25 protein-coding genes are annotated in these 26,861 nt (G+C 40.9%); 19 read left to right on the forward strand and 6 right to left on the reverse strand.

The features are described 5' to 3' along the window. Positions 1 to 22 precede the first annotated feature (22 nt). The 13 genes from HMPREF2607_RS01535 (at position 23) to groL (ending at position 15,749) form a co-directional block, all read left to right on the forward strand. Positions 23 to 1,372, forward strand: coding sequence for a glucose-6-phosphate isomerase (locus HMPREF2607_RS01535; RefSeq protein ID WP_002883580.1), 1,350 nt, complete (start codon positions 23 to 25; stop codon positions 1,370 to 1,372). 196 nt (positions 1,373 to 1,568) lie between these two features. Next, a complete protein-coding gene (locus tag HMPREF2607_RS01540; RefSeq protein ID WP_070475486.1) occupies positions 1,569 to 2,441 on the forward strand; it encodes a helix-turn-helix domain-containing protein in 873 nt (290 codons plus the stop codon). A 153-nt stretch (positions 2,442 to 2,594) separates the two neighbouring features. Then, entirely contained in the window at positions 2,595 to 4,172 is a 1,578-nt protein-coding gene (locus HMPREF2607_RS01545; RefSeq protein WP_070475487.1) for an ATP-binding cassette domain-containing protein, read from the forward strand. Positions 4,173 to 4,327: 155 nt separating this feature from the next. Continuing rightward, positions 4,328 to 5,044 carry a YebC/PmpR family DNA-binding transcriptional regulator gene (locus HMPREF2607_RS01550; protein ID WP_002883635.1) on the forward strand — a complete coding sequence of 239 codons (717 nt, stop codon included), beginning with the start codon at positions 4,328 to 4,330 and terminating at the stop codon, positions 5,042 to 5,044. Positions 5,045 to 5,169: 125 nt separating this feature from the next. Continuing rightward, positions 5,170 to 5,508: a preprotein translocase subunit YajC gene (locus tag HMPREF2607_RS01555; RefSeq protein ID WP_038675213.1), complete on the forward strand. Its 339-nt coding sequence runs from the start codon at positions 5,170 to 5,172 to the stop codon at positions 5,506 to 5,508. 128 nt (positions 5,509 to 5,636) lie between these two features. Then, positions 5,637 to 6,386, forward strand: coding sequence for an isoprenyl transferase (locus tag HMPREF2607_RS01560; protein WP_002886457.1), 750 nt, complete (start codon positions 5,637 to 5,639; stop codon positions 6,384 to 6,386). A gap of 12 nt (positions 6,387 to 6,398) precedes the next feature. Further along, positions 6,399 to 7,193: a phosphatidate cytidylyltransferase gene (locus tag HMPREF2607_RS01565; protein WP_037610707.1), complete on the forward strand. Its 795-nt coding sequence runs from the start codon at positions 6,399 to 6,401 to the stop codon at positions 7,191 to 7,193. Between the two features lie 16 nt (positions 7,194 to 7,209). Further along, positions 7,210 to 8,472 (forward strand): M50 family metallopeptidase, encoded by a 1,263-nt coding sequence (locus tag HMPREF2607_RS01570; protein ID WP_014633828.1) that lies wholly within the window; start codon positions 7,210 to 7,212, stop codon positions 8,470 to 8,472. Between the two features lie 70 nt (positions 8,473 to 8,542). After that, positions 8,543 to 10,405: a proline--tRNA ligase gene (locus HMPREF2607_RS01575; protein WP_148130141.1), complete on the forward strand. Its 1,863-nt coding sequence runs from the start codon at positions 8,543 to 8,545 to the stop codon at positions 10,403 to 10,405. Positions 10,406 to 10,886: 481 nt separating this feature from the next. After that, positions 10,887 to 12,827: an ABC transporter substrate binding protein gene (locus HMPREF2607_RS01580; protein WP_038675218.1), complete on the forward strand. Its 1,941-nt coding sequence runs from the start codon at positions 10,887 to 10,889 to the stop codon at positions 12,825 to 12,827. Continuing rightward, positions 12,827 to 13,630, forward strand: a complete 804-nt coding sequence (locus HMPREF2607_RS01585) for an ABC transporter ATP-binding protein (RefSeq protein ID WP_002883592.1) — start codon at positions 12,827 to 12,829, stop codon at positions 13,628 to 13,630. Before HMPREF2607_RS01580 ends, HMPREF2607_RS01585 begins: the two co-directional genes overlap by 1 nt. Before the next feature lie 167 nt (positions 13,631 to 13,797). Then, positions 13,798 to 14,085: a co-chaperone GroES gene (gene groES, locus HMPREF2607_RS01590; protein WP_060775843.1), complete on the forward strand. Its 288-nt coding sequence runs from the start codon at positions 13,798 to 13,800 to the stop codon at positions 14,083 to 14,085. Positions 14,086 to 14,129: 44 nt separating this feature from the next. Next, positions 14,130 to 15,749 carry a chaperonin GroEL gene (groL, locus tag HMPREF2607_RS01595; protein WP_014633644.1) on the forward strand — a complete coding sequence of 540 codons (1,620 nt, stop codon included), beginning with the start codon at positions 14,130 to 14,132 and terminating at the stop codon, positions 15,747 to 15,749. Positions 15,750 to 15,828: 79 nt separating this feature from the next. Here the strand turns inward: groL and HMPREF2607_RS01600 are convergent, their stop codons facing one another. The 4 genes from HMPREF2607_RS01600 to HMPREF2607_RS01610 all read right to left on the reverse strand — a co-directional run bounded on the left by HMPREF2607_RS01600 (position 15,829) and on the right by HMPREF2607_RS01610 (position 18,314). Continuing rightward, entirely contained in the window at positions 15,829 to 16,533 is a 705-nt protein-coding gene (locus HMPREF2607_RS01600) for a superinfection immunity protein (RefSeq protein ID WP_070475489.1), read from the reverse strand. Positions 16,534 to 16,622: 89 nt separating this feature from the next. Next, positions 16,623 to 16,928, reverse strand: a complete 306-nt coding sequence (locus tag HMPREF2607_RS10055; RefSeq protein WP_013989997.1) for a DUF2752 domain-containing protein — start codon at positions 16,926 to 16,928, stop codon at positions 16,623 to 16,625. After that, positions 16,928 to 17,260: a TM2 domain-containing protein gene (locus HMPREF2607_RS01605; protein WP_013989998.1), complete on the reverse strand. Its 333-nt coding sequence runs from the start codon at positions 17,258 to 17,260 to the stop codon at positions 16,928 to 16,930. The genes HMPREF2607_RS10055 and HMPREF2607_RS01605 overlap by 1 nt, the downstream gene beginning before the upstream one ends. A 184-nt stretch (positions 17,261 to 17,444) precedes the next feature. Further along, entirely contained in the window at positions 17,445 to 18,314 is an 870-nt protein-coding gene (locus HMPREF2607_RS01610) for an RluA family pseudouridine synthase (protein WP_070475491.1), read from the reverse strand. Positions 18,315 to 18,379: 65 nt separating this feature from the next. On the opposite strand from HMPREF2607_RS01610, the gene pbp2a reads away from it, so the two are divergent. From pbp2a to HMPREF2607_RS01630, 5 genes are all read left to right on the forward strand, one after another. Next, on the forward strand, positions 18,380 to 20,707 hold the full coding sequence (gene pbp2a / locus HMPREF2607_RS01615; RefSeq protein ID WP_070475493.1) for a penicillin-binding protein PBP2A: 2,328 nt from the start codon (positions 18,380 to 18,382) through the stop codon (positions 20,705 to 20,707). A 48-nt stretch (positions 20,708 to 20,755) separates the two neighbouring features. Continuing rightward, complete coding sequence (gene rpmG, locus HMPREF2607_RS10060; RefSeq protein WP_081051369.1) at positions 20,756 to 20,908, forward strand: 50S ribosomal protein L33; 153 nt, start codon at positions 20,756 to 20,758, stop codon at positions 20,906 to 20,908. Positions 20,909 to 20,916: 8 nt separating this feature from the next. Then, a complete protein-coding gene (gene secE / locus HMPREF2607_RS01620) occupies positions 20,917 to 21,093 on the forward strand; it encodes a preprotein translocase subunit SecE (protein ID WP_002883656.1) in 177 nt (58 codons plus the stop codon). Between the two features lie 200 nt (positions 21,094 to 21,293). Beyond that, positions 21,294 to 21,833: a transcription termination/antitermination protein NusG gene (gene nusG / locus HMPREF2607_RS01625; protein WP_002883644.1), complete on the forward strand. Its 540-nt coding sequence runs from the start codon at positions 21,294 to 21,296 to the stop codon at positions 21,831 to 21,833. 124 nt (positions 21,834 to 21,957) lie between these two features. After that, positions 21,958 to 22,446, forward strand: coding sequence for a phosphatase PAP2 family protein (locus tag HMPREF2607_RS01630; RefSeq protein WP_037620117.1), 489 nt, complete (start codon positions 21,958 to 21,960; stop codon positions 22,444 to 22,446). A 131-nt stretch (positions 22,447 to 22,577) separates the two neighbouring features. On the opposite strand, the gene HMPREF2607_RS01635 is transcribed toward HMPREF2607_RS01630, so the two are convergent. Then, positions 22,578 to 23,387, reverse strand: coding sequence for a Cof-type HAD-IIB family hydrolase (locus HMPREF2607_RS01635; protein ID WP_070475495.1), 810 nt, complete (start codon positions 23,385 to 23,387; stop codon positions 22,578 to 22,580). Then, positions 23,380 to 24,147, reverse strand: a complete 768-nt coding sequence (locus tag HMPREF2607_RS01640) for a DeoR/GlpR family DNA-binding transcription regulator (protein ID WP_070475497.1) — start codon at positions 24,145 to 24,147, stop codon at positions 23,380 to 23,382. The genes HMPREF2607_RS01635 and HMPREF2607_RS01640 overlap by 8 nt, the downstream gene beginning before the upstream one ends. 193 nt (positions 24,148 to 24,340) lie before the next feature. Here HMPREF2607_RS01640 and leuS point away from each other — a divergent pair, with 193 nt between their 5' ends. After that, the gene (leuS, locus tag HMPREF2607_RS01645; protein ID WP_070475499.1) at positions 24,341 to 26,842 is read left to right on the forward strand and encodes a leucine--tRNA ligase; all 2,502 of its coding nucleotides are present in this window, start codon (positions 24,341 to 24,343) and stop codon (positions 26,840 to 26,842) included. The last annotated feature ends 19 nt before the right edge of the window (positions 26,843 to 26,861 follow it).

Genomic DNA, 26,861 nt, shown 5'->3' on the forward strand with positions numbered 1-26,861 from the left:
GAATTTTTATAAGGAGAGACTAATGGCTCATATTACATTTGATTATTCAAAAGTTTTGGATAAATTTGTAGCACCACACGAAGTGGACAACCTTCAAGCACAAGTAACAGTAGCAGACGAAATGATTCGCAAAGGAACTGGCCCAGGGGCAGACTTCCTTGGATGGCGTGACCTTCCAGAAAACTACGATCGTGAAGAATTTGATCGTATCTTAAAAGCTGCTGAAAAAATCAAAGAAGAAAGCGATGTTTTGGTTGTTATCGGTATCGGTGGTTCTTACCTTGGTGCCAAAGCAGCCATTGACTTCTTGAATCATCACTTTGCTAACCTTCAAACAAAAGAAGAACGCAAAGCACCACAAATCGTTTACGCTGGTAACTCAATTTCATCAACTTATCTTGCAGACTTGCTTGAGTATGTTGAAGATAAAGACTTCTCAGTTAACGTTATCTCTAAATCAGGTACAACAACTGAACCAGCTATCGCTTTCCGTGTTTTCAAGGAACTCCTTGTTAAGAAATACGGTCAAGAAGAAGCAAACAAACGTATCTACGCAACAACTGACCGCCAAAAAGGTGCAGTTAAAGTTGAAGCAGATGCTAACGGTTGGGAAACTTTCGTTGTTCCAGATGACATCGGTGGACGTTTCTCAGTATTGACAGCTGTAGGTCTCTTGCCAATCGCAGCTTCAGGTGCTGATATCAAAGCCCTTATGGAAGGTGCTAACGCTGCACGTAAAGAGTATTCTTCATCTAAAATCTCTGAAAACGAAGCTTACCAATACGCTGCACTTCGTAACATCCTTTACCGTAAAGGTTACACAACTGAAATCTTGGCTAACTACGAACCATCACTTCAATACTTCTCAGAATGGTGGAAACAATTGGCTGGTGAATCTGAAGGTAAAGACCAAAGAGGTATCTACCCAACATCAGCAAACTTCTCAACAGACTTGCACTCTCTTGGACAATTTATCCAAGAAGGTACACGTAACCTCTTTGAGACAGTTGTTCGTGTGGAAAAACCACGTAAGAACGTGATTATCCCTGAATTGGAAGAAGATCTTGATGGACTTGGTTACCTCCAAGGTAAAGATGTTGACTTTGTTAACAAAAAAGCAACAGACGGTGTTCTTCTTGCTCACACAGATGGTGATGTGCCAAACATGTTCATCACTCTTCCTGAACAAGATGCCTTTACATTGGGTTACATCATTTACTTCTTTGAAATTGCTATCGCCCTTTCAGGTTACTTGAATGCTATCAACCCATTCGACCAACCAGGTGTAGAAGCATACAAGAAAAACATGTTCGCCCTTCTTGGTAAACCAGGATTTGAAGAACTTGGAGCAGAACTTAACGCTCGCTTGTAATTCTCAGATAAGATCAGCTTTGGCTGGTCTTTTTTTATACATTTGTAGGCTAACCCCCCATTAATGATTTCTTGTAGGTTAATTTACGAATTTTTAGTTTAAACTTTTTGGACTGGCTAGTTGGAGTTGGGTTTTGTGTCTCTTTAATTTAGAAATGATTGTTGCTATAATTAGTTCAAGTATAGGAGGATGAACCATGATTGGACCTGTGGAAATGGGTGCTTTGTTGAAAAAAATTCGTTTATCAAAGAATTTGACATTGAAAGAACTTGCTAGTGATTATTTATCAGTATCTTTCCTATCAAAATTTGAACGTGGGGAATCTGATATCTCATTATCTAGATTTTTTCTTTTGTTAGATAAATTGGATGTCAGTATTGAAGAGTTCTATGGTATTTTATCTCAAGATAATCCAACTCATACTGAAAAGTTATTAGAAAGTGCTAGTAAGGCTTATTATCAAAACGATAGTTTATCGTTACAGAAGTACGCTGGAGAAGAGCGTCGTAAATTTGAGCTCACACAAGACAAATCATTTCTCTATAACAGTATTATGCTAGAATCTTTTTTGGCAAGTGTTTCAAATAAAGAGGTTGATGAAAATAAGGTAAGGGAATTAACAGACTATCTTTTTAGCATTGAACAATGGGGAAAAAGAGAGTTAATCATATTAGGAAATAGTATGTCGTTTATTTCCACCCAGACACTTAATGTTTTGACCAAGGAGATTGTGTATAGAACTAGACTTTTTGGAAATAGCGACTCAAATCAAAGAATCCGAATTAGTCTTCTTATTAATGCAGCTTATGAATTTTTACGACGTGATGAACTAGATTCAGCGAAATACTATTTAGATTTAGTCAATGATAGTGGAATTCCTGAGGTCCTCTTATATGAAAGACATGAGTTGATATTTGTGATGGGGTCTTACTTGATAAAGTCGGGCGAAGTTGCTGAAGGGAGAAATCTAATTGAGGGGTGTTTAGAAACTCTTAGGACTTTAGGTGCGGAAAAGTTATTGCTTACTAAGGAATTAGAGTATCAAGAGTTGTTAAATTCTACTATATGACAATTTTATAGAGTGAGTTAAAAAATAGAATAAACTAAGACCATAGTACGATATCACTATGGTTTTTAATTTTCAATGGATATATGGTATTCCAATGTCTTCAATTTATCCAACTGATTATATACCAAGGTGATTTAGATTGTGAGGAAATCTATGAGAACCTATATTCTTAAATACAAGTATGACAATTTAGTTCATATCTTATTGTTAGCACTGAATTCTGCTATTTTTGTGAGTGCCTCGGTAACCTTAGCTTTAATGACGAATCAGCTGGTATCGAAGCGAATCCAATCGTTTTTAGCTCTATTAGGTCTAGAGGTGGGACTTTACGTTATTTATTTAGTTTTGAATTATATTATTGCTGTACATCAAACAAAATTAATCCAAAAAATGACTTTGTCTATTCGTCAGTCTTATCTTAGTAAAATTATTCACCATTCTTTTAGTGAATTCAGAAAGAGTGATATTGGAGAGCATCTCTCAGTATTAAATAATGATATCCAATTGATTGAATCAAATGGTTTTTCAAGTATTTATACTCTTTGTTCAACAGTATTCACCACTTTATTTTCAATTATCGCCTTATTAAGTTATGATGTAAGGATTGTTCTGCTAGCCATTTTTTTAACTTTGTGTCTGACCTATCTTCCCAAACCATTTACCAATAAAATGCAGAAATCAATGGAGATATTTTCCAAAGCGAATGAGGAGCTTGTTTCTGGAATAAGCGATCAGTTATATGGATATGCGGATGTTTATTACGCTAGTCGTAAACAGATATTTCTTAGACAAGTGAGGTCCATTGTTGAGAAATATATTGTACAAAAAATTATTTTTACAAAAAGAAAGACTAGCACTGAGACGCTGATGGCTTTATTTTCAGTTATCGCCCAGATGTTGATACTTCTTCTAACTGGCTTGTTAATCATTTTTGGAAATATTACTGTTGGAACCATTGCATCAGTAGGACAGATATCAGGTAATATTTTTAACTCTCTATCCACCATTAATCAGCTGCAAGTGACCATTAAGTCTGTCGATCCGATCTTAAAAAAATTTCACGATTTTCCAGAGGGTCCAAAGACTTGCATAGCGACTATTCAGGATGTTCGTTTTGAGAATGTAAGTTATCATTTTGGAGATAAGGCTATTTTTGAGGGATTCACCCAAACCTTTAAAAAAGGAGGCAAGTATGCTATTACTGGATGCTCAGGTAGTGGGAAGTCAACCCTGCTTAATATATTCCTAGGCAATCTTAAAGATTACGAGGGAAAAATCTTGTTTGGAAAATTGGAGTCAAAAGAGATTGATGAGAACTCAATCGTGTCTGAATGTGCCTATGTTGGGAGTCAAACTCATATCTATAATGATACCTTGAGGAACAATCTAACCCTTTGGAATGAAGCTATTACTGATACGCACATCAAGGAAGTTCTTGAAAGAGTTAATCTTTTATCTTTCTTAAGTCGTATAGATGAGCAAGTAAGTGACGGTAGCTTTTCGGAGGGCCAAAAACAAAGAATAGGCCTGATAAGAGCATTTTTAAAAGGATGTTCTGTTGTGATTTTTGATGAAGCTACTGCAAATCTTGACCATAATAATGCTACTCGTATTGAGCACCTATTATTAAGTGATCCTAATATCACTTATATCACGGTTACCCACCATCTTATAAAGGAAAATGAACCATATTTTGATAAGATTATTCGTTTGGGAGAGGGGACTGAGTAAATGTTTCATATGATAGATGCTTAGGATTTATTTCAATTTTACTAACGGCAGTCAAAGTGCTATAATGTAAGGGATTGTGAATTTAGCAAGCTTTGCTATTTTCAAAAAAGAAAAAACAAATCAGAGATACAAATCTCTTAGAAGAGGTGAATCCCATGGGACGTAAATGGGCTAATATCGTTGCTAAGAAAACTGCTAAAGATGGTGCAAACTCTAAGGTTTACGCTAAGTTTGGTGTTGAGATCTATGTAGCTGCTAAACAAGGTGAACCAGATCCAGAATCAAACTCAGCTTTGAAATTTGTTTTGGAGCGTGCTAAACAAGCGCAAGTGCCAAAACACGTTATTGATAAGGCCATTGATAAGGCTAAAGGTAACACTGATGAAACTTTCGTTGAAGGACGTTATGAAGGTTTTGGACCAAATGGTTCTATGATTATCGTAGATACTTTGACTTCAAACGTTAACCGTACAGCTGCTAACGTACGTACTGCCTTTGGTAAAAATGGTGGTAACATGGGTGCTTCAGGTTCTGTTTCATACATGTTTGATAAAAAAGGTGTTATCGTTTTTGCAGGCGAAGATGCAGACGCAATCTTTGAACAATTGCTTGAAGCAGATGTAGAAGTTGAAGATGTAGAAGCAGAAGATGGTACTATCACTGTTTATACTGAGCCAACAGATCTTCACAAAGCTTTGGAAGCTCTCCGTGCTAACGGACAAGAAGAGTTCCAAGTGACTGAACTTGAAATGATTCCACAAACTGAGGTTACTCTTGAAGGTGAAGACCTTGAAGTTTTCGAAGGACTTATTGATGCGCTTGAAGCAGACGATGATGTTCAAAAGGTATATCACAACGTAGCAGATATGTAGTCTCATTCAGCACTTTCCGTCATAAGGAAAGTGTTTTTATGTGGTCTGTCTAAGGATTTGTCTTGCTTGTCCTGACTTAATCTGATATAGTAGTAGCCAAGTGAATTATTGGAGGAATACGAAATATGAATATGATGCTAGTTTTGGCCATTTATGTGGTCGCAATTGTTGCTTATGTAGCTTTCAGCCGTCGTCGCCAAGCAAAGGCACAGGAAGATCGTTTTGCAGGCCTTGCGAAGGGTGCTGAGGTTGAAACAATCGGTGGTTTGATTGCTATTGTTGATGAGATTGACAAAGAGAATAACCGTATCGTTTTGGATGCAGAAGGTGTCTTCTTGACCTTTGATTTGAGTCGTTCAATCATGAAAGTAATCACACCAGCACCAACTACAGAAACAGCAGAAACAACTGAAAAGACAATTATCGAAGAAGATTCAGCAATTGAATCTGCTGATGAAAAGTAAGATGTGTATTTGAGACTAGGTTAAATCCTGGTCTTTTTGCGTTTTCTAATCTTATCGGTATTAAAATCTGTTCAGAACCCCTGAAAATGTGGTAAAATAAAGGGTAAACTATATTTAGAGGATATTCCATGTTTAAATTTAGAAAAAAATCTCATCAAGAGGTTCTAGACAATATTCCCAACCATATCGGTATTATTATGGATGGAAATGGTCGTTGGGCTAAAAAACGTCTACAACCACGTGTGATGGGGCATAAGGCTGGGATGGACGCCTTGCAAAAGGTAACTATCGAAGCGTCACAACTTGGAGTTAAGGTATTGACAGTATATGCCTTCTCAACTGAAAACTGGTCACGCCCACAAGATGAAGTGAAATTCATCATGAATTTACCAGTTGAATTTTTTAACAAGTATGTACCAGAATTAGACAAAAACAATGTTCGTATTTTGACAATCGGAGATAACAGTCGTCTGCCTAAGGAAACCTTAGATGCTCTTGAAAAGGCAGTTGAGCAGACAAAACATAATTCCGGTTTGGTTCTCAACTTTGCACTGAACTATGGTGGTCGTGCGGAGATTGTATCTGCAGTTCAAGCGATTGCTAAAGAGGTTGAAGCAGGCAAACTCAGTCCTGAAGCTATTGATGAAGATCTCATTGCTAAGCATTTGATGACAGATAAATTGCCTTACCTCTACCGTGATCCAGATTTGATTATCCGTACGAGTGGCGAGCTTCGTCTTAGTAATTTCTTGCCTTGGCAATCTGCCTATAGTGAGTTTTACTTCACAGATGTTTTCTGGCCAGACTTTGACCAACAAGGGCTACGTCAAGCCATCTCTGACTACAATAAACGTCACCGTCGCTTCGGTGGTGTCTAGAAAGGACCTCTCATGCAAGAACGTTTAATTGGTGGGGGTGTGGCAGCAGCCATTTTCCTCCCATTGCTCTTTATCGGTGGTCTTCCTTTCCAACTTTTGGTTGGAGCCATGGCCATGGTTGCAGTGTCTGAGATGCTTCGCATGAAGCACTTGGAGATTTTCTCTATCGAGGGTATTTTATCAATGGTGGCAGCTTTTATCTTGGCTGTGCCGATTGATCAGTATTTTATCAGTCTTCCAACAAATGCTAGTGTGACAGGTTTCGCTGTTATTTCATTTTTGATTCTAGCGGGGACTGTCCTTAATAGCGACCATTATTCTTTTGATGATGCAGCTTATCCAATCGCATCTGCCTTTTATGTTGGTTTTGGTTTCCAAAATCTCATTGCGGCACGTTTGGATAGTTGGGAAAAAGTTCTCTTTGCCCTTTTTATTATTTGGGCAACAGATATTGGAGCTTACCTTTTTGGTCGTCAATTTGGTCAGAATAAGCTATTGCCAAAAGTATCACCAAATAAGACTATTGAGGGTAGTGTCGGTGGTATCTTATCCGCAATCATTGTGGCTCTTATCTTTGGTTTGATTAACCACGGCGTTTATGCCCCTCATAACTTCTTCTGGTTGCTTATCTGTACGATTCTCTTTAGTATCTTTGGTCAATTTGGTGATTTGGTTGAATCAGCTATTAAACGTCACTTTGGCGTTAAAGACTCAGGCAATCTCATTCCTGGACACGGTGGTGTTTTGGACCGTTGCGATAGCTGGATCTTCGTTTTCCCAATCATGCACTTCCTAGGACTTTTTTAAGAGTGGAGGTGTCTAGATGAAAGCTATTATTACCTTTTTACTGATTTTCTGTGTGATTGTCGTCTTCCATGAGTTTGGTCATTTCTTTTTCGCCAAACGCTCAGGGATTTTGGTTCGTGAATTTGCCATTGGTATGGGACCGAAAATTTTTGCACACACTGGTAAGGATGGTACCGTTTATACTATCCGTATCCTCCCTTTAGGTGGTTATGTCCGTATGGCTGGTTGGGGTGAAGATACAACTGAGATTAAAACAGGTAGCCCTGCCAGTCTAACGATTGGATCAGATGGTAAGGTAAGACGTATCAACCTTTCGGATCGCCAGATTGATCAGACGGCTTTACCTATGAACGTCACTGCCTATGATTTGGAGGATAAGTTAACCATTACAGGTCTAGTCCTAGATGAGACCAAGACCTATGAGGTTGATCATGATGCCACTATCGTTGAGGAGGATGGTACAGAACTTCGTATCGCTCCTAAGGATGTCCAATATCAAAATGCAAGCATTTGGGGACGTTTAATTACCAACTTTGCTGGTCCTATGAATAACTTCATTCTTGGGGTGCTTGTCTTTATTATCTTAGCCTTTGTTCAGGGTGGTGTTCAAGATACATCGACCAACCGTATTCAGGTAGCCGATGGAGGCGCTGCTCAGGTGGCAGGCTTGAAAAATGGTGATGCTATCGAGGCTATCAATAAGGACAAGGTTACTGATTGGGACAGCTTGAAGGAAGCATTGACAGAGAATACCCAAAAATTCTCCAAAGGTGACAGCCTTTCTGTGACAGTTAAGAGAAGTAACGGTCAGGAAGAAACAATCTCTGTTAAACCTCAGGAGAACCAAGGTAGCTATTTTTTGGGTGTTTCTCCTGCTTTAAAAACAAGTCTTAAAGATAAGATTTTTGGTGGTTTCCAAATGGCTTGGGAAGGGGCCTTCAAAATTCTCGTAGCACTTAAGGGGCTTATCACCAACTTTAGTTTGAATAAACTTGGTGGACCGGTTGCTATGTTCCAGATGTCTGCCCAGGCTTCAGAAAATGGCTTGATTTCCATTCTTAACCTTATGGGGATGCTCTCAATTAACTTGGGAATTTTCAATCTTATCCCAATTCCAGCCCTTGACGGTGGAAAAATTGTTATGAATATTATTGAAGCCATTCGTCGTAAACCACTTAATCAAGAAATTGAAAGCTATATTACACTTGCAGGTGTTGCTATCATGGTTGTTCTTATGATTGCAGTTACTTGGAATGATATTATGCGTGCTTTCTTTTAATTAGAAACAAAGAAACGAAAGGAAGTCTAAGGGACTTGAGCCAAGGGCCAGCCTCCTTAGTATGTAAATGATGAAACAAAGTAAAATGTTGATTCCAACACTTCGTGAAATGCCAAGTGATGCTCAAGTTATCAGTCATGCCCTTATGGTACGTGCGGGTTACGTGCGTCAGGTTTCTGCTGGTATTTATGCTTATATGCCATTGGCAAATCGTGCTATCGAGAAATTCAAAACCATCATGCGTGAGGAGTTTGAAAAAATTGGTGCGGTTGAAATGTTGGCGCCAGCGCTTTTGACAGCAGATTTGTGGCGTGAGTCAGGCCGTTATGAAACTTACGGTGAAGACCTTTATAAACTTAAAAACCGTGATAAATCTGACTTTATCCTCGGTCCAACTCACGAAGAAACGTTTACAGCCTTGGTTCGTGATGCGGTTAAATCATACAAACAATTGCCACTTAATCTCTACCAAATCCAATCAAAATACCGTGATGAAAAACGTCCTCGTAACGGTCTTCTTCGTACACGTGAATTTATCATGAAGGATGCTTATAGTTTCCACCAAAACTATGAAGATTTGGATGTCACTTATGAAGACTACCGTAAAGCTTATGAGGCTATCTTTACACGTGCTGGCCTTGAATTTAAGGGTATCATCGGTGATGGTGGTGCCATGGGTGGTAAGGATTCTCAAGAATTCATGGCGGTTACTCCTGAGCGTACAGATCTCAACCGTTGGGTAGTTCTTGACAAGTCAATTGCTTCATTGGATGAGATTCCAGAAGATGTCATGGAAGAAATCAAGAAAGAATTGACATCATGGTTGGTATCTGGTGAAGACACAATTGCCTACTCTACAGAGTCAAGCTATGCAGCTAACCTTGAGATGGCAACAAATGCCTACACACCAGCGACTAAGGTTGTGACTCAAGAAGAAGTGACTCGTGTTGAAACACCAGATTGCAAGTCAATTGATGAAGTTGCTGCTTTCTTGAATGTTCCAGAAGAACAAACCGTCAAGACTTTGCTTTTCATTGCTGATGATGAACCAGTGGTGGCTCTTCTTGTCGGTAATGATCAGGTTAACGATGTGAAGTTGAAAAACTACCTTGCTGCTGATTTCCTTGAACCAGCTACAGAAGATGAAGCACGTCAAGTCTTTGGCGCTAACTTCGGTTCTCTTGGTCCAGTTAACCTTCCTGAAAATGTTCGTATCGTTGCGGACCGTAAGGTTCAAGATGTGGCTAATGCGGTCGTTGGAGCTAATGAAGATGGTTACCACTTGACAGGGGTTAACCCAGAGCGCGACTTCAAGGCAGAATACGTGGATATTCGTGAAGTTAAAGAGGGTGAAATTTCACCAGATGGTCAAGGTGTCCTTCAGTTTGCGCGTGGTATCGAGATTGGTCATATCTTTAAACTTGGGACACGTTACTCTGAAAGTATGGGTGCTAACGTTCTTGATGAAAATGGCCGTGCTGTTCCAATTATCATGGGATGTTACGGTATCGGTGTTAGCCGTATCTTGTCAGCTGTAATCGAACAACATGCACGTCTCTTTGTTAACAAGACACCAAAAGGTCAGTACCGCTATGCATGGGGAATTAACTTCCCTAAAGAATTGGCTCCGTATGATGTTCACTTGATTACAGTTAACACTAAGGATGAGGAAGCCAATGCTTTGACAGAACGTTTAGAAGCTGCTCTTATGGCTGAAGGCTATGATGTCTTGACAGATGATCGTAATGAGCGTGTTGGTTCTAAATTCTCTGACAGTGACCTTATCGGACTTCCAATTCGTGTGACAGTTGGTAAAAAAGCCAGCGAAGGTGTTGTCGAAGTTAAAATCAAGGCAACTGGTGATACTATTGAAGTTAATGCCGATAACTTGATTGAAACACTTGCTATCTTAACAACCGAACAAAATGCTTAATATAAAAAATCTTTTCTTGCAGGAGCAAGAAGAGATTTTTCTTTTGTAGTGACAATGATAAATTGAGAGAAAAGAGAGTAAATTCCAATTTGACAGAATTGTCTAAATAGTGTAAACTTAAGACTATCATAACTACGGAGGCATCACATGCTTAACAAAGCGACCCATTTGGGAAATCTTAAAGCTTTTTATTACTTTAGTTTCTTTAGATAGGACGTTTGTGTTTCAGGATACAAGCGTCAGTCAGTTTGTATCTATGAAGCTAAAGCATTTTGTGATGGATTAGCCGATTAGATGAATAGGTCTAACCGGTGACATAAGCTAGCCTGTGCTAGTCAAGATGCATAAAACCAGTTGGGCCTGTCCTAACTGGTTTTTTTCATACCGTGGTCTATTTTTAATTTTCTTTTGACTCTATCATCTCGGAAAAAAGATGACAGAAAATTGGAAATAGATAGAATAAAAAATAGAGGTATACAAGATGAAGAAATTCTTGGTCAGTATGATGGCTGTTATTACAGCTGTCCTCTTGGTAGCATGTTCCAATGCTTCTAATAAAGATTTGGTTCACGTCGGTGTGCTCCAATATGTGGAACATCCTTCCTTGTCAGCGACACGTAAAGGGTTCATTGAAGAACTCAAAGAGGAAGGTTATGTCGACGGTAAGAACATCAAAATCGATTATCAGAATGCACAAGGAGATCAGTCTAACTTGCAGACGATTTCTCAGTCGCTTATTGAAGATAATGATGTCATGTTAGCTATCGCAACCCCAGCAGCCCAGTCTTTGAGTAGTTTGACAAAGGACAAGCCAATTCTCTTTACAGCTGTTACAGATCCAGTTTCAGCTAAATTGGTTAAGTCTATGGACAATGTTGGAGGAAATGTGACAGGGACAAGCGACATGTCACCAATCAACAAACAAGTCGAGTTGTTGAAAAAGGTCCTTCCAAACACTAAAAAAGTTGGGATTATGTACACGACCAGCGAGCGTAACTCAGAAGTTCAGGTTGAAGAAGCCAAGAAATACTTCAAGGAAGCTGGTATTGAAACGGTTATCAAAGGAATTTCATCAACCAATGATATCCAAGATACAGCCAAGAGCTTGATGAGTCAGACCGAAGTCATCTTCATCCCAACTGACAATACCATTGTTAGTGCTATTAATACCTTGGTAGATCTTTCTAAAGAGACTAAGGTTCCAGTTGTTGGTAGTGACGCTGGTAGTGTAGAAAAAGGTGTCCTGTTCACTTATGGAACTAACTATGAAGCGCTTGGACGTCAAACAGGTAAGTTGGCAGGCCGTGTTCTCCGAGGTGAGAAGGTCAAGGATGTCGATGCCGAGTATCCTAAAACCCTAAATGTTGTGGTTAACCATGACATGGCTAAAGAACTTGGCATTGATGTTTCTAGTATTAGTGACGAGGAATCTAAGGCATCAACACAAGATGACAAACCAATTGCTAAAAAAGATAAGGGTGTCATTAAGCTTAAGGTTAATAAGTCATCTAAAAAAGGATTTTCAAATGTGGTGCTAACAGCCATTTCTCAGGGACTTCTCTGGGCTATTATGGCTATTGGGGTCTTCATTACATTCCGTATTTTGGACCTTGCTGATTTGACAGCTGAAGGGGCTTTCCCACTTGGTGCTGCTACGACAACTATCATGATTATCCGTGGAATCAACCCAATCTTTGCGACTTTAGGTGGTTTTGTGGCTGGTATGCTTGCTGGAGCTGTGTCTGGCTTTATGCATACGAAAATGAAGATACCAGCACTTTTAACAGGGATTATTACCTTAACGGGGCTCTATTCCGTTAACCTTTTGGTTCTTGGAAGTGCCAATGTCTCTCTATCAGGACATAATACGCTAGTAACTATGGTGACGGGGCTTGGTTTGTCTAAGCTGAATGGTGTGATTCTATTAGGACTGATTTTTGTTAGTCTGGTAGTGTTTATGTTGGTTGTCCTCCTTAATACGCAGGTTGGTCTGGCCCTTCGTGCGACAGGTGATAACCTTGCCATGGGTGAAGCCAATGGTATCAAGGTTGACCGTATGAAGATTCTTGGCTACATGATTTCCAATGGTTTGATTGCCCTATCAGGTGCCCTCCTAGCTCAAAACAATGGCTATGCGGATATGAATATGGGTACTGGTACAATCGTAAATGGCTTGGCTGCAATTATCTTGGCTGAAGTTATCGTCAAGTATCTACCACTTGGCAAACGCCTCTGGTCAATTGTCGTAGGTGCTGTTCTCTACCGTTTGGTCTTGGTTATTATCCTTGCCATGAATGTTGATGCTCAAATGTTGAAATTGGCTTCAGCCATCTTGCTTGCAATCATCCTTTATGTGCCAGAAGTACGACAAAAATTGAAAATCAGACCTAATAAATCCTTGACTCCAGGAGGTGACAAGTAATGGCTTTACTTAGTTTACAACAGATTCACAAAACCTTTGAAAAAGGCACAGTCAATGAAAATCACGTCCTTCGTGGTTTGGATCTCGACATTGAGCAGGGAGATTTTATCTCTGTCATTGGGGGAAATGGTGCTGGTAAATCAACCTTGATGAATTCAATTGCTGGTGTTCTTAGTATTGATGAGGGGGATATCTTGTTGGAGGGGCAATCTATTAAGAAAGCATCTGTAGATGAGCGCTCTAAAGACATTAGTCGTGTTTTCCAAGATCCTCGAATGGGGACAGCGACAAACCTTTCTATCGAAGAAAATATGGCGATTGCCTATCGTCGTGGTAAGAAACGTAGCTTTTTTAAAAAGTCTATCACTGAAAGCGAACGTCAAGTCTTCAAGGAAGCCTTGGTAGATCTTGGTCTTGGTCTTGAGAATCGTATGAAGACTGATGCTAATTTCTTGTCAGGTGGACAACGTCAGGCCTTGACACTTGCTATGGCAACCTTGGTGCGTCCAAAAATCTTGCTTTTGGATGAACATACAGCAGCCCTAGATCCTAAGACAAGTGATATGGTCATGAATTTGACACGTAAGATCGTTGAAGAACAAGAATTGACAACCCTTATGATTACCCATAATATGGAACATGCTATCGAATATGGGAACCGTCTAGTCATGCTCTATCACGGAAAAATCGTCGTCGATGTGCGAGGTGAGGAAAAGAAAAACCTCACTGTTGCAGAACTTATGGACCTCTTCCACAAAAATAGTGGACAAGTCCTCAATGACGATGCCTTGGTGCTCGGTTAATAAACAAAAAAAGAAACTATCCAAAGTTCAGATTTTGGGTAGTTTTTTCTTGACTATTTTTGACCAAGTGCTAAAATAAATATATGGATTAGCACTCATAGTTTATGAGTGCTAAAAATAACGTTTCACACGTTACTAATAACAAATAACATTTGGAGGTAATTGGTATGGCATTGAAACCATTGGGCGATCGTATCGTTGTCCATTTTGAAGAAACAGAAGAAAAAACAGCTAGTGGCTTTGTATTGGCAGGAGCTAGTCATGAAGCTACAAAGACTGCTGAGGTTTTGGCAGTAGGTGAAGGAATCCGTACTCTTACTGGTGAATTGATTGCACTTAGTGTTGCAGCAGGCGATAAAGTTCTTGTTGAAAATGGTGCAGGTGTCAATGTTAAAGACGGAGATGATTCCGTTTCAATTATCCGTGAAGCAGATATTTTAGCAGTCCTAGCTTAGGTCTATGCTAATCAGATATAAAGTAAGATAAAGAAGGAGTAACTATGGCAAAAGATATTAAATTTTCATCAGATGCACGCGCAGCAATGGTCCGTGGTGTTGATACTTTGGCTGATACAGTTAAGGTAACGCTTGGTCCTAAAGGTCGTAACGTGGTTTTGGAAAAAGCTTTTGGCTCACCTCTTATCACTAATGATGGTGTGACAATTGCTAAAGAAATTGAACTCGAAGATCACTTTGAAAATATGGGTGCTAAGCTTGTCAGCGAAGTGGCTTCAAAAACGAACGATATTGCAGGTGACGGAACAACTACAGCCACTGTTTTGACACAGGCTATCGTCCGTGAAGGTCTTAAAAATGTAACGGCTGGTGCTAATCCAATCGGTATCCGTCGTGGGATTGAAGCAGCTGTAGCTACAGCGGTTGAAGAGCTTAAAGCTATTGCACAACCAGTTGCTAATAAGGAAGCCATTGCCCAAGTCGCAGCGGTTTCATCACGTTCTGAAAAAGTTGGTGAATACATTTCAGAAGCTATGGAACGCGTTGGTAATGACGGTGTTATCACTATTGAAGAGTCTCGTGGTATGGAGACTGAACTCGAAGTGGTTGAAGGTATGCAGTTTGACCGTGGTTATCTTTCTCAGTACATGGTTACTGATAATGAAAAAATGGTCGCTGACCTTGAAAATCCATTTATCCTTGTGACTGACAAGAAAATTTCAAATATTCAGGATGTCCTTCCACTCTTGGAAGAAGTGCTTAAGACAAGCCGTCCACTCTTGATCATTGCTGATGATGTGGATGGTGAAGCTCTTCCTACACTTGTTCTTAACAAGATTCGTGGAACTTTCAATGTCGTTGCTGTTAAGGCACCTGGCTTTGGTGACCGTCGTAAAGCCATGTTGGAAGACATTGCCGTATTGACAGGAGCAACTGTCATTACTGAAGATCTTGGTCTTGAACTTAAGGATGCAACTATGGCAGCACTTGGTCAAGCTTCGAAAGTAACTGTGGATAAAGATAGCACAGTTATCGTTGAAGGTGCAGGAAGCACAGAAGCGATTGCTAACCGTGTTAACCTCATCAAGTCTCAATTGGAAACAACAACATCTGAATTTGACCGTGAAAAACTTCAAGAACGTTTGGCTAAATTGTCAGGTGGGGTTGCAGTTGTTAAGGTTGGTGCGGCCACTGAAACAGCCCTTAAAGAAATGAAACTTCGTATCGAAGATGCCCTTAACGCTACTCGTGCCGCTGTTGAAGAAGGTATCGTAGCAGGTGGTGGTACAGCCCTTGTTAACGTCATTGCTAAGGTTGCTGAACTTGATCTTGAAGGTGACGACGCTACAGGACGTAACATTGTCCTCCGTGCCTTGGAAGAACCAGTTCGTCAAATTGCTTATAACGCTGGTTATGAAGGTTCAGTTATCATCGATAAATTGAAGAACAGCCCAGTTGGTACAGGCTTTAACGCTGCTAACGGTGAATGGGTAGATATGGTTGAAGCAGGAATTATCGACCCTGTTAAGGTCACACGTTCTGCCCTCCAAAATGCTGCTTCTGTAGCTAGTCTTATCTTGACAACTGAAGCAGTCGTTGCCAATAAACCTGAACCAGAAACTCCAGCAGCACCAGCTATGGATCCAGGAATGATGGGTTACTAAGAGTTTAAAAAAGCAAAAGAAAAACCTAGGAAAAGTCGAGAAACTTTTTCTGGGTTTTCTTTTTATTATTTATTGTTAATCAGTGAAAAGGGTTAAACATGTCAGAACTTCCTTGTTTACCTGACATCTGCATCATCATTTGTTGCTGTCTAATGCGCTCTGCTTCCTTATTCGTATTGATAGAAATAACAAGAAAGATAACCCAACCGATGAATGTCCATCCTAGAAGAAAGGATAGGATAAAGATTGGCCATTTTTTATCGGTTTTATTTAGAAGAGCTGGTAATATTTGAAGTACTACCAAGGGTAAAGAAATGATGATGGAGAGAAAAGCCGTGAGCAAGCCGCCACTAAGCTCATCACTGGCAATTCCAAAGAGTATCATTGCAAGAGCCCAGAGGATAACTGGGATAGAAGCGATGGCTATCATGATGAGGTTTGTTTGAGACTTACTTTCGTGTTGCGTCCAAGTCTCGTTAAAGTTATGATTTGGATGTTGGAAGGTAGCATTAGTCTGACTTGACGCGGGGCTAGTATTTGGTAAATCCTGTAGTTCCTCTAAGTTGGTATCAGCTAGTGGTTCTTCAGCAACATCATAATTGTCAACATCATTTTCGGCAGTTTCTACAGTGTCTTTTTGTGGGACAGTTTCTGTTACTTCGACAGTTTGTTTGGGAGTTTCTCGGACAAACTCGCCTTTCTGAGCTGCTTCAGCCATTTCTTGAATACTTGGATTACGACCATTAACTGCTTGGAAAAAATCGATCCAATCTTGTTGCTTCATGTGTATAACCTCCAGATATCTTGATTAAAAAATGTTGATAATTACAATTATAGCAATAGTGTAAGGGGACCGCAATGGGAGTCTTTACTTTATTTCCTTATAATCTTCTTATCACTAAAGATGGGAAAGAGAAAGAAATAGGTTAGGATATAGACCACTAGAGGATATATCAGTGGATTATAGTCCCAGGCTCCTTGCCAATCTAGGTGTAAGAGTCTAACACTAGCGCGTGTTAGGCCTGTGCTCCAAGCTTTAAGGCCAAATGGTCTTAGGATTAAACTGAGTGGTGTTGGAAGATGCAAAAGGTAGACTCCATAAACTGCCACTAAAACTAAGAGATATAATCTAAAAAAACGCTGGTGGTAGGCCCACAAGCGTGTAAAATAGTTTTTCATTAGCCAATAACTGCAAAGAGTTTTTGAGCGTTTGATTGGCGAGTAGCATCCATGATGAGGAATAAGTCAACAATTGACCAGATACCACAGCCACCACACGTCAAAAGTTTACCAACACCGAGACCAATTTGTCCTAACAAAAAGCGGTCAATTCCAAGAGTCCCACCTAGAAGTGAAATAATCAACAACATTGTTGGATCTTGGAAGCTGATTGAGTAAAGCATTGAAAGTTGTTGCTCAGGAAGTGCTTCAAGACGTTGACGGATGTACTGAACTTGTTCTGTTGGGAAATACTTGGCGTTAATGGTTATCCATTGATCGACTGGATTCATAAATTAAATACCCCTCAAATTTTAAATGATATGTAAAGGATAACATATTGTAAAGGGAGATTCAAGGCGGTTAAGGCTTTTGAAGTCAATAAAAGCAACTTATTTGCAAGCTTCCACTGTGTCATAACTAGAGGATCATTAGGATAATCCTTTCGCACTATGCTTGAGAATGAGCCTACTTCTATTATTTGTGATTTCTTAACCCTTGTTCAAAACTGTCTGAGCTGGCCTTAACAGTGATTTTGTCGAGTGTTAAGGGATGGGTGAAACTAAGAGTGTGAGCGTGGAGCATGAGTCGAGATGCGGGGCGGTGGCTATAAAGAGGGTCCCCCAGAATGGCATGCCCATGGTGGGCCAGATGCACACGAATTTGGTGGGTCCGGCCGGTTTTTAGTTGACAGTTGACCAGACTAGCTCCTTTGAAGGCTTTGAGGCGCGTGATGGTTGTATAGGCAACCTGCCCTTTTCTAGGATCAACCACTCGTTTTCTACGGTCATGGCGGTCGCGTCCAATCTTGTCTTTGTACACAGTCTCCTTGGTCTGAAATTTACCTTCAGCCAAAGCCCAGTATTGACGCTGAATCTTCTTATCTTCCAAGAGTCTATTGAGAATTGGCAGGATAAACGGATTTTTTGCGAAGAGTACAGCTCCACTAGTTTCCATGTCTAGTCGATGAACGACGTAACAGGTTTGCCCACAATAGGCTGAAACATGGTTAAGTAGAGCAATTTCTGTGGGTTCATTACCATGCGTCTTCATTCCTTCAGGCTTATTGACCACGATGAGATGCTGATCCTCATAAAGAGGCTCAACCAGACTGGCATTTCCCATAGGGATAATTTTTTCAGGGTAGTCCTCTGTATCAAAGGTCAGGCTAATCTTATCACCTTTTTCAACAGGACTCTGCCAATTAATAGTCTCTCCATTGATGAGGACGTGCTTTTTCGTACGTAGGAAATGACGAATCTTACGAGGAATGAGGAGCTTAGTTTCTAGTAAGTCTTTGACAGTTGTTGCAGGATGGGGATTGATAATTTCTACGTGTAAAGTCATGGTTTCATTATATCATGAACGTTTAAAAGAGGACAGAATCTGTAAAAACTTGGTATAATGGGGTTATGACATTTTTTGATAATCTAAAAAACAAACTTTTTAAAGAAGAAAATAGCGGAAAGGGTAAGGATTCCCAGCCTGCTGAAAAATCGAAGAATTTACAAAATAAGATAAAGGGACTCTTTGCTAAGAAACCTGATGAGGTTGAACAAGCTGTTGAAGACCTAGATATGTCTCAGGAAAGTCAAGAGACGTCACGTTATCAACGTTCTAAGCAAAAGAAACCTATTGATACGACCAAACCTTTAGGTAAGGTTCAGGCGTTCTTGAGCAAGTTTACACTTTCGCCAAGAAATCCTATTCGTCGTTTCTGGCGTCGTTATCATATTGGTAAAATTCTCTTTATCTTGGTAGCTATGCTGGTTTTGACAGTTGGTTCCTATCTTTTCTATATTGCCAAGACGACCAATGTTTCAGATCTTCAAGATGCCTTGAAAGCTACGACGGTTATTTATGACAAAGAAGGCAATCAAGCTGGTTCTTTGTCAGGGCAAAAAGGGACCTATGTGGAGCTGGATGCCATTAGTGATAGCCTAGAGAACGCTGTTATAGCAACTGAGGACCGTACCTTCTATGAAAATAGCGGGGTTAACGTCAAGCGATTCCTCTTGGCCATTGTATCTATGGGACGCTTTGGTGGTGGTTCGACCATTACCCAACAGTTGGCTAAAAATGCCTTCTTGACACAAGAACAGACAGTCACTCGTAAGGCCAAGGAATTCTTCCTCTCTTTGGAATTAACCAAGAAATATAGCAAGCAAGAAATCCTTACCATGTACCTCAATAATGCCTACTTCGGAAATGGGGTTTGGGGTGTTGAAGATGCTAGTCAAAAATACTTCGGGACAAGTGCTGCCAATCTAACCGTTGATGAAGCAGCGACCCTCGCTGGTATGCTTAAGGGACCTGAAATTTACAACCCAATTGATAATATCAAAAATGCGACCAACCGTAGAAACACTGTCCTCGCCAACATGGTTGATGACAAGAAGTTGAGTCAGGCAGACGCCGACAGTGCGGCAGGAGTTGATATGGCTAGTCGCCTGGATGATACCTATCAAGGGACTGGCGATGACTACAAGTATCCGTCTTACTTCGATGCCGTCATTGAAGAAGCTACAAAAACTTATGGCTTGAGTGAGGATGAAATCGTTAAAAATGGCTACAAAATCTACACAGAGATGGATGCCAACTCACAAGCTAACATGCAGCAAACCTACGAAAATACTTATCTCTTCCCTACATCAGAAAGTGATGGTAGTACAGCTCAGTCCGCTAGTGTGGCACTTGATCCATCAACTGGAGCGGTCCGTGGTCTAGTAGGTCGTGTCGGTGGTACCAGTGATACAACCTTCCGTAACTTTAACTATGCAACCCAAGGGAAGCGTAGTCCTGGATCGACCATCAAACCTTTGGTGGTCTATGCCCCGGCCTTGGCTTCAGGATGGAGTATCAACAAGGATCTCCCTAATAAACCAATCGACTACAACGGCTATACCCCAACCAACTACGGTGGTATTGAGACAGAGGATGTGCCCATGTATCAAGCCTTGGCCAACTCCTACAATATCCCGGCAGTTTACCTTTTTAATCAAATCGGTATTCAAAAGGGAATTAGTTACGGTCAGAAATTTGGTCTTAACTTTGACAATGTTCCGGAAGAACTTGGAATTTCACTTGGTGGTGGTGTGACAGCCAGTCCTCTTCAAATGGCTCAGGCTTATGCGACCTTTGCTAATGGTGGTGAGATGAATACAGCTTATTTCATCACTAAAATTGAAAATGCTAGTGGTGATATCATTGCTACCCATAGTAAGAAGTCTAAACGTGTTATCAGCCAGTCAGTAGCTAACCAGATGACTAGCATGATGCTTGGTACCTTCTCAAATGGTTCCGCTGTGAATGCCAACTACACGGGTTACACAATGGCAGGTAAGACAGGTACTGTTCAGGCTGAATTCAACAAAGATTTGACTAGTGACCAGTGGGTGATTGGTTATACTCCTGATGTGGTCATGACGACCTGGATTGGTTTTGATAAGACTGACGAAAGTCACTACCTAACAGGAGCTAGCTCGGGAACAGCTTCGACGATCTTCAGCTATATCGCTGCGGATGTTTTACCAAATACACCAGGTACTGAGTTTACTGTTGAAAATGCCTATGCAGCTGATGGTCAAACCCTAGACTATACGGCAGATCCAAATGACTCACGTAATAGTAGTAACAAGTCATGGACAGATAAGGCATCAGATGTTGTGAATGACGTTAAAGATCAGGCAAGTAGCCTATGGGATAAGATTACAGACTCCTTCTCAGGTCTGTTTAGATAGCTTGTCAATTGCACCTAAAAGTGGTAAGATAAAAAGAACGGAGGCGTTATGGCACAGAAAAAAGCAAGCCTAGCGTGTGCTGAATGCGGGAGCCGAAACTACTCAATTAATGTGAGTAACACTCCCAAACCAACACGACTAGAAGTTAACAAATTTTGTAAACATTGTAAAAAATACACCTTGCATAAGGAAACAAGATAGGAGACACCGTGAGACAAACTGGAAGTATTTTCAAAGTCTTGAAAGACACGACTTGGCCAGACCGTAAACAACGCTGGCATGATTTTATTTCAGTTCTTGAGTATACTGCGTTCTTCACTGTCATCATCTATGCGTTTGATGAATTGTTGAGTCGCGCTATGTCAGCACTGATTAACTTTTTCTAAAGAAAACACAAAAAGAGTGGGAATGCCTGCTCTTTTTTGTTATAATAAATGCAGATAAAAGCGAGAACAAGGGCCAACAGGCTTTTTTATTACGCTTTGAATTAAACCATAGGCATTCATTTACATTTAACACTCGCATCTAGAAGATAGCTAGCCAAAGGTGTTTAAATGTCATTTAGAAAAAAGAAAGGAATCCTAAAATGCTAGATTCATTCGACAAGGGCTGGTTCGTCCTTCAAACGTATTCAGGATACGAAAACAAAGTTAAAGAAAACCTTTTGCAACGTGCCCAAACTTATAACATGCTTGAAAATATCTTGCGTGTTGAAATCCCAACTCAAACTGTCAATGTTGAGAAAAACGGTAAAGTTAAAGAAGTGGAAGAAAACCGCTTCCCTGGTTACGTTCTTGTTGAGATGGTAATGACAGACGAAGCATGGTTCGTTGTCCGTAATACTCCGAACGTTACTGGTTTCGTTGGTTCTCACGGTAACCGTTCTAAACCAACACCACTTTTGGAAGAAGAAATCCGTCAAATCTTGATTTCAATGGGTCAAACAGTTGATGTCTTTGATACTAATATCAAGGTTGGTGATGTGGTTCAAATCATTGATGGTGCCTTTATGGGTCAAGAAGGCCGTGTTGTAGAAATTGAAAACAACAAGGTTAAAATCATGATTAACATGTTTGGTTCAGAAACAGCTGCTGAACTTGAACTTTACCAAATCGCTGAACTTTAAGACAGACAAAAGAGGTTGGGATAAGAGACTTCAACCTCGAAAGACTATCTCATTAAACTTGAGGGAGAGGCTAGAAGCTAGATTTTTAAAATTTAGTTCTGTGTCACTCCCTTTTTTCTAACGGATGATGAATTATAAACGATTTTACGATAGGATTAGTACTCCTTTACGTTCTTACGCTAAGGTTTTAGAAGGCTTGAACAAAATTATAACTAGGACTTTTTACCTGCTTTTTCCTATATTTCTTATTTGGGTTTTGCTAAGGGGTGGCTGGTTTATTCTCTCTACGACAGTGCTTATTATGGGGGGAGGCTTTTTCCTTCTTTCTCTTGGTCGTAGTCTCTATAATCGACCGCGTCCATACCAGACTTGGGCTAACCAACCCCTTATTAAGAAGGACAGTCTAGGCAAGTCCTTTCCCAGCCGGCATGTTTTCTCAGCGACTGTTATTGCTATGTTGGCGCTGACGCTTAACCCCTGGCTAGGTGGGGCTATGCTTTTTCTGGCGGGTGCTCTAGCTCTTTTGCGCGTGCTAGGTGGTGTTCACTATCCTAGTGATGTTTTAGCAGGCTATGTCATTGGAATTCTGGTAGGTCTCCTTCTTTATCTTTAGAAAATTTGGGTCTTCTTCGAGAGAGGAAGGCTTTTTTCGTTGAAAAAGGAAAGGTACCTCTAGGGCACCTTTCCTTTTGTTCTAAAATTCGAGTTGGCGATTAAAGGTTGTTCCCACCATTAGATATTGGCTTAGTTTAGGACATGCTCTGTAATAGCTTGAGCCACACCATGTTCATCATTTGAAGTCGTTACTAAGTTTGCTGTTTCCTTGACCCCTTCAGGTGCATTGCCCATAGCAATTCCCAGGCCAGCTAGAGCCAGCATAGGACTATCGTTAAAGTTATCTCCGATTGTCATGACTTGTTCAAGAGGAAGGTCGTAATATTTGGCAACCTCGATGAGAGCGTGTTCCTTAGAAACATGTTTGGCTGTGACTTCAAGGTAGTTATCTTTGGATAAGTAGAATGCTGTCTGTGTAAAATACATGCTTAGGAGTTTTTGATGGAGGTCCTGAATAACTTCAGGCTCATCAATCAACAAAAGCTTGTGGATAGGTGGTTCTGAGTCTGAGACCGTGTCTTGCAGTTCCTTAATGATAGGAGATTCACCCGTAATACTTCCTTCTAGCTGAGACCATTTGTCTAGTTCGTTGGTGATCCAGTCCTTGCCAGAGTAGATATTCACAGAGACACTTGGATAATCTGTGGATAAGTAGTTAAGAAGTTCTTGGATTTCAGCTTTATCCACAGGGTGTTGTATGATAGTACGATCCCCCTCAAGTACTAAGGCACCGTTGTAGCAAGCGATGGGATTGTCATGAAGTCCCAGTTTATGAGCAATTGGTTGCATCCCTAGTGGAGAACGGGCAGAAGCTAAAACAAAGGGAATATTTGCCTTTTCAAGCTCTGGCATTACCTCAATCAGTTGCTCATCCACCTGGTGGTTACTAGTGAGAATAGTGCCATCAATGTCACTGATAATCAAACGAATATTACTCATAATCGTTATCCTTTCCATCGTATAAAATCATTACTTTATCTTTAAGAGTCTCGACCAAATCAGGATCAGGTTTTTTATCTGTAATCCAGTAGTCAAAGTCTTCAATCTTGCCCAATATATATTTGGAGTGCTTTTCATATTTATCAGATTCAGCAATGAGTATCTTAGTTCGAGCAGCTTGCATGGCTAGTTGTTTGACAGCAACGTCCTCTTCATCTTCATAGCTGACCACTCCTTGACTGAGACTAGCCGCTCCGAAGAAGGCTAAGTCAAATTGTAGATGTTGCAAGAGCTGGGCTTCGTGAAGCGAATAGTAGAAGCGGTTTTTGCTGTAAAATCTTCCTCCCAAGAGATGAAAGTCGATTCCTTCTTTGCCACTTAGGACCAAGGCATTGTCCAAAGAGTGGGAGTAGACAGTGACCTTCTTAGTCAATTTTTGTGAAACTTCAAGAATCAAGGTAGAGACATCGAAGAAGAGGAGAGACTGGTCTTTGACCAAGCTAAGCGCTAGGTCTGCCATTTTTTTCTTGTCTTCAGTGAGTCCTTTCTGACGTTCCTGGAAGCCAAGAACAGTAGTATTTTTAACTGGAAGAATGCCACCATGGGTACGCTGAGCCAGATTCCTCTGGCTGAGGCAGTCGAAATCTCTTCTGACAGTGTCTTTGGAAACACCTAATGCGTCAACCATTTCCTTGACAGATAGGTTTCCGCGCTCCTCCAAAAGTGTTAATATTTTCTCTAATCGTTGTTCCTGATACATGAGTCACCTTCTTTCTGATACTAGTATAGCATCTTTTTGCTTTTTTGTTACATAAAAGAGCAAAAAAACTTAAAAAGGATGAAAAAAGTGCAAAATAGATTCAGGCGAATTTGCCTCTTAAAGTTCCCTTATCATCTTTAAAAATCCTTCAAAAATGCTATAATAGAAGCATTACGAATATTGGAGAGAAACCATGAGTTTTTACAATCATAAAGAAATCGAGCCTAAGTGGCAAAAATACTGGGCTGACAATCACACTTTTAAGACAGGAAAAGATGTCTCAAAACCTAAGTTTTATGCGCTCGACATGTTCCCTTACCCATCTGGAGCGGGTCTTCACGTAGGACACCCAGAAGGCTACACAGCGACAGATATCCTTAGCCGTTTCAAACGTGCGCAAGGTTACAATGTCCTTCACCCAATGGGATGGGATGCCTTTGGTTTGCCTGCAGAGCAATACGCTATGGATACAGGGAATGACCCAGCAGAATTCACAGCAGAAAACATTGCCAACTTCAAACGCCAAATCAATGCGCTTGGATTCTCTTACGACTGGGACCGTGAAGTCAATACTACAGATCCAAACTACTACAAGTGGACGCAATGGATCTTCACTAAGCTTTACGAAAAAGGTTTGGCTTATGAAGCTGAAGTGCCAGTAAACTGGGTTGAAGAATTGGGAACAGCTATCGCCAACGAAGAAGTTCTTCCAGATGGAACATCTGAGCGTGGTGGCTATCCAGTTGTCCGCAAACCAATGCGCCAATGGATGCTCAAAATCACTGCCTATGCTGAGCGTTTGCTCAATGACTTGGATGATCTTGATTGGCCAGAGTCTATCAAGGACATGCAACGCAACTGGATTGGTAAATCAACGGGTGCTAACGTAACTTTCAAAGTAAAAGGAACAGACAAGGAATTCACAGTCTTTACCACTCGTCCAGATACTCTTTTTGGTGCGACCTTCACTGTTTTGGCGCCTGAACATGACTTGGTAGATGCCATCACAACACCTGAACAAGCTGAGGCTGTAGCTGATTACAAACACCAAGCCAGCCTTAAATCAGACTTGGCTCGTACAGACCTTGCCAAGGAAAAAACGGGGGTTTGGACTGGTGCTTATGCCGTCAACCCTGTCAATGGGAAAGAAATCCCAATCTGGATTGCGGACTATGTTCTTGCCAGCTACGGAACAGGTGCTGTTATGGCCGTACCTGCCCACGATGAGCGTGACTGGGAATTTGCAAAACAGTTTGACCTTCCAATCGTAGAAGTGTTGGAAGGTGGGAACGTTGAAGAGGCTGCTTACACAGAAGATGGCCTTCACGTCAACTCTGACTTCTTGAACGGTCTCAACAAAGAAGAAGCGATTACTAAAATCGTGGCTTGGTTGGAAGAAAAAGGCTTTGGTCAAGAAAAGGTGACCTACCGTCTCCGCGACTGGCTCTTTAGCCGTCAACGTTACTGGGGTGAACCAATCCCAATCATTCATTGGGAAGATGGGACTTCGACAGCTGTGCCAGAAAGTGAACTCCCACTTGTCTTGCCAGTAACCAAGGACATCCGCCCTTCAGGTACTGGTGAAAGCCCATTGGCGAACTTGACAGACTGGCTTGAAGTGACGCGTGAAGATGGTGTCAAAGGTCGTCGTGAGACCAACACCATGCCACAATGGGCAGGTTCAAGCTGGTACTACCTCCGCTATATCGATCCACACAACACAGAGAAATTGGCTGACGAGGATCTCCTCAAACAATGGTTGCCAGTAGATATCTATGTGGGTGGTGCAGAACACGCCGTGCTTCACTTGCTTTACGCTCGTTTCTGGCACAAATTCCTCTATGACCTTGGCGTTGTACCTACTAAAGAGCCATTCCAAAAACTCTTTAACCAAGGAATGATCTTGGGAACAAGCTACCGTGACCACCGTGGTGCACTTGTGGCGACTGACAAGGTTGAAAAACGTGACGGTTCCTTCTTCCATGTGGAAACAGGGGAAGAGTTGGAGCAAGCACCAGCTAAGATGTCTAAATCCCTCAAGAACGTTGTCAACCCAGACGATGTGGTGGAACAATACGGTGCTGATACCCTTCGTGTCTATGAAATGTTCATGGGACCACTCGATGCTTCAATCGCTTGGTCTGAAGAAGGTCTGGAAGGAAGCCGTAAATTCCTTGACCGTGTTTACCGTTTGATTACAAGTAAAGAAATCATTGCGGAAAACAATGGCGCTCTTGACAAGGTTTATAACGAAACCGTTAAATCTGTCACAGAGCAAATCGAGTCTATGAAATTCAACACAGCCATTGCCCAACTCATGGTCTTTGTCAATGCTGCCAACAAGGAAGACAAACTCTATGTGGATTACGCCAAAGGCTTTATCCAATTGATCGCCCCATTTGCGCCTCACTTGGCAGAAGAACTCTGGCAAACAGTCGCAGAAACAGGTGAGTCTATCTCTTATGTAGCTTGGCCAACATGGGATGAAAGCAAATTGGTTGAAGACGAAATCGAAATCGTCGTTCAAATCAAAGGTAAAGTCCGTGCCAAACTCATGGTTGCGAAAGACCTTTCACGCGAAGAGTTGCAAGAAGTCGCTCTTGCTAATGAAAAAGTCAAAGCAGAGATTGATGGCAAGGAAATCGTGAAAGTGATTGCGGTACCTAATAAACTCGTTAATATTGTTGTAAAATAAAAATAAATCCTTTGGAGCT

This window comes from Streptococcus sp. HMSC078H03 (assembly GCF_001808655.1).
Classification (GTDB): Bacteria; Bacillota; Bacilli; order Lactobacillales; family Streptococcaceae; genus Streptococcus; species Streptococcus salivarius_G.

Bases quoted from the DNA above. Each gene is read 5' to 3' on its own strand.
- HMPREF2607_RS01535 (WP_002883580.1), top strand. From the start codon at position 23: ATGGCTCATATTACATTTGATTATTCAAAAGTTTTGGATAAATTTGTA.
- HMPREF2607_RS01540 (WP_070475486.1), top strand. From the start codon at position 1,569: ATGATTGGACCTGTGGAAATGGGTGCTTTGTTGAAAAAAATTCGTTTA.
- HMPREF2607_RS01545 (WP_070475487.1), top strand. From the start codon at position 2,595: ATGAGAACCTATATTCTTAAATACAAGTATGACAATTTAGTTCATATC.
- HMPREF2607_RS01550 (WP_002883635.1), top strand. From the start codon at position 4,328: ATGGGACGTAAATGGGCTAATATCGTTGCTAAGAAAACTGCTAAAGAT.
- HMPREF2607_RS01555 (WP_038675213.1), top strand. From the start codon at position 5,170: ATGAATATGATGCTAGTTTTGGCCATTTATGTGGTCGCAATTGTTGCT.
- HMPREF2607_RS01560 (WP_002886457.1), top strand. From the start codon at position 5,637: ATGTTTAAATTTAGAAAAAAATCTCATCAAGAGGTTCTAGACAATATT.
- HMPREF2607_RS01565 (WP_037610707.1), top strand. From the start codon at position 6,399: ATGCAAGAACGTTTAATTGGTGGGGGTGTGGCAGCAGCCATTTTCCTC.
- HMPREF2607_RS01570 (WP_014633828.1), top strand. From the start codon at position 7,210: ATGAAAGCTATTATTACCTTTTTACTGATTTTCTGTGTGATTGTCGTC.
- HMPREF2607_RS01575 (WP_148130141.1), top strand. From the start codon at position 8,543: ATGAAACAAAGTAAAATGTTGATTCCAACACTTCGTGAAATGCCAAGT.
- HMPREF2607_RS01580 (WP_038675218.1), top strand. From the start codon at position 10,887: ATGAAGAAATTCTTGGTCAGTATGATGGCTGTTATTACAGCTGTCCTC.
- HMPREF2607_RS01585 (WP_002883592.1), top strand. From the start codon at position 12,827: ATGGCTTTACTTAGTTTACAACAGATTCACAAAACCTTTGAAAAAGGC.
- groES (WP_060775843.1), top strand. From the start codon at position 13,798: ATGGCATTGAAACCATTGGGCGATCGTATCGTTGTCCATTTTGAAGAA.
- groL (WP_014633644.1), top strand. From the start codon at position 14,130: ATGGCAAAAGATATTAAATTTTCATCAGATGCACGCGCAGCAATGGTC.
- HMPREF2607_RS01600 (WP_070475489.1), bottom strand. From the start codon at position 16,533: ATGAAGCAACAAGATTGGATCGATTTTTTCCAAGCAGTTAATGGTCGT.
- HMPREF2607_RS10055 (WP_013989997.1), bottom strand. From the start codon at position 16,928: ATGAAAAACTATTTTACACGCTTGTGGGCCTACCACCAGCGTTTTTTT.
- HMPREF2607_RS01605 (WP_013989998.1), bottom strand. From the start codon at position 17,260: ATGAATCCAGTCGATCAATGGATAACCATTAACGCCAAGTATTTCCCA.
- HMPREF2607_RS01610 (WP_070475491.1), bottom strand. From the start codon at position 18,314: ATGACTTTACACGTAGAAATTATCAATCCCCATCCTGCAACAACTGTC.
- pbp2a (WP_070475493.1), top strand. From the start codon at position 18,380: ATGACATTTTTTGATAATCTAAAAAACAAACTTTTTAAAGAAGAAAAT.
- rpmG (WP_081051369.1), top strand. From the start codon at position 20,756: ATGGCACAGAAAAAAGCAAGCCTAGCGTGTGCTGAATGCGGGAGCCGA.
- nusG (WP_002883644.1), top strand. From the start codon at position 21,294: ATGCTAGATTCATTCGACAAGGGCTGGTTCGTCCTTCAAACGTATTCA.
- HMPREF2607_RS01630 (WP_037620117.1), top strand. From the start codon at position 21,958: ATGATGAATTATAAACGATTTTACGATAGGATTAGTACTCCTTTACGT.
- HMPREF2607_RS01635 (WP_070475495.1), bottom strand. From the start codon at position 23,387: ATGAGTAATATTCGTTTGATTATCAGTGACATTGATGGCACTATTCTC.
- HMPREF2607_RS01640 (WP_070475497.1), bottom strand. From the start codon at position 24,147: ATGTATCAGGAACAACGATTAGAGAAAATATTAACACTTTTGGAGGAG.
- leuS (WP_070475499.1), top strand. From the start codon at position 24,341: ATGAGTTTTTACAATCATAAAGAAATCGAGCCTAAGTGGCAAAAATAC.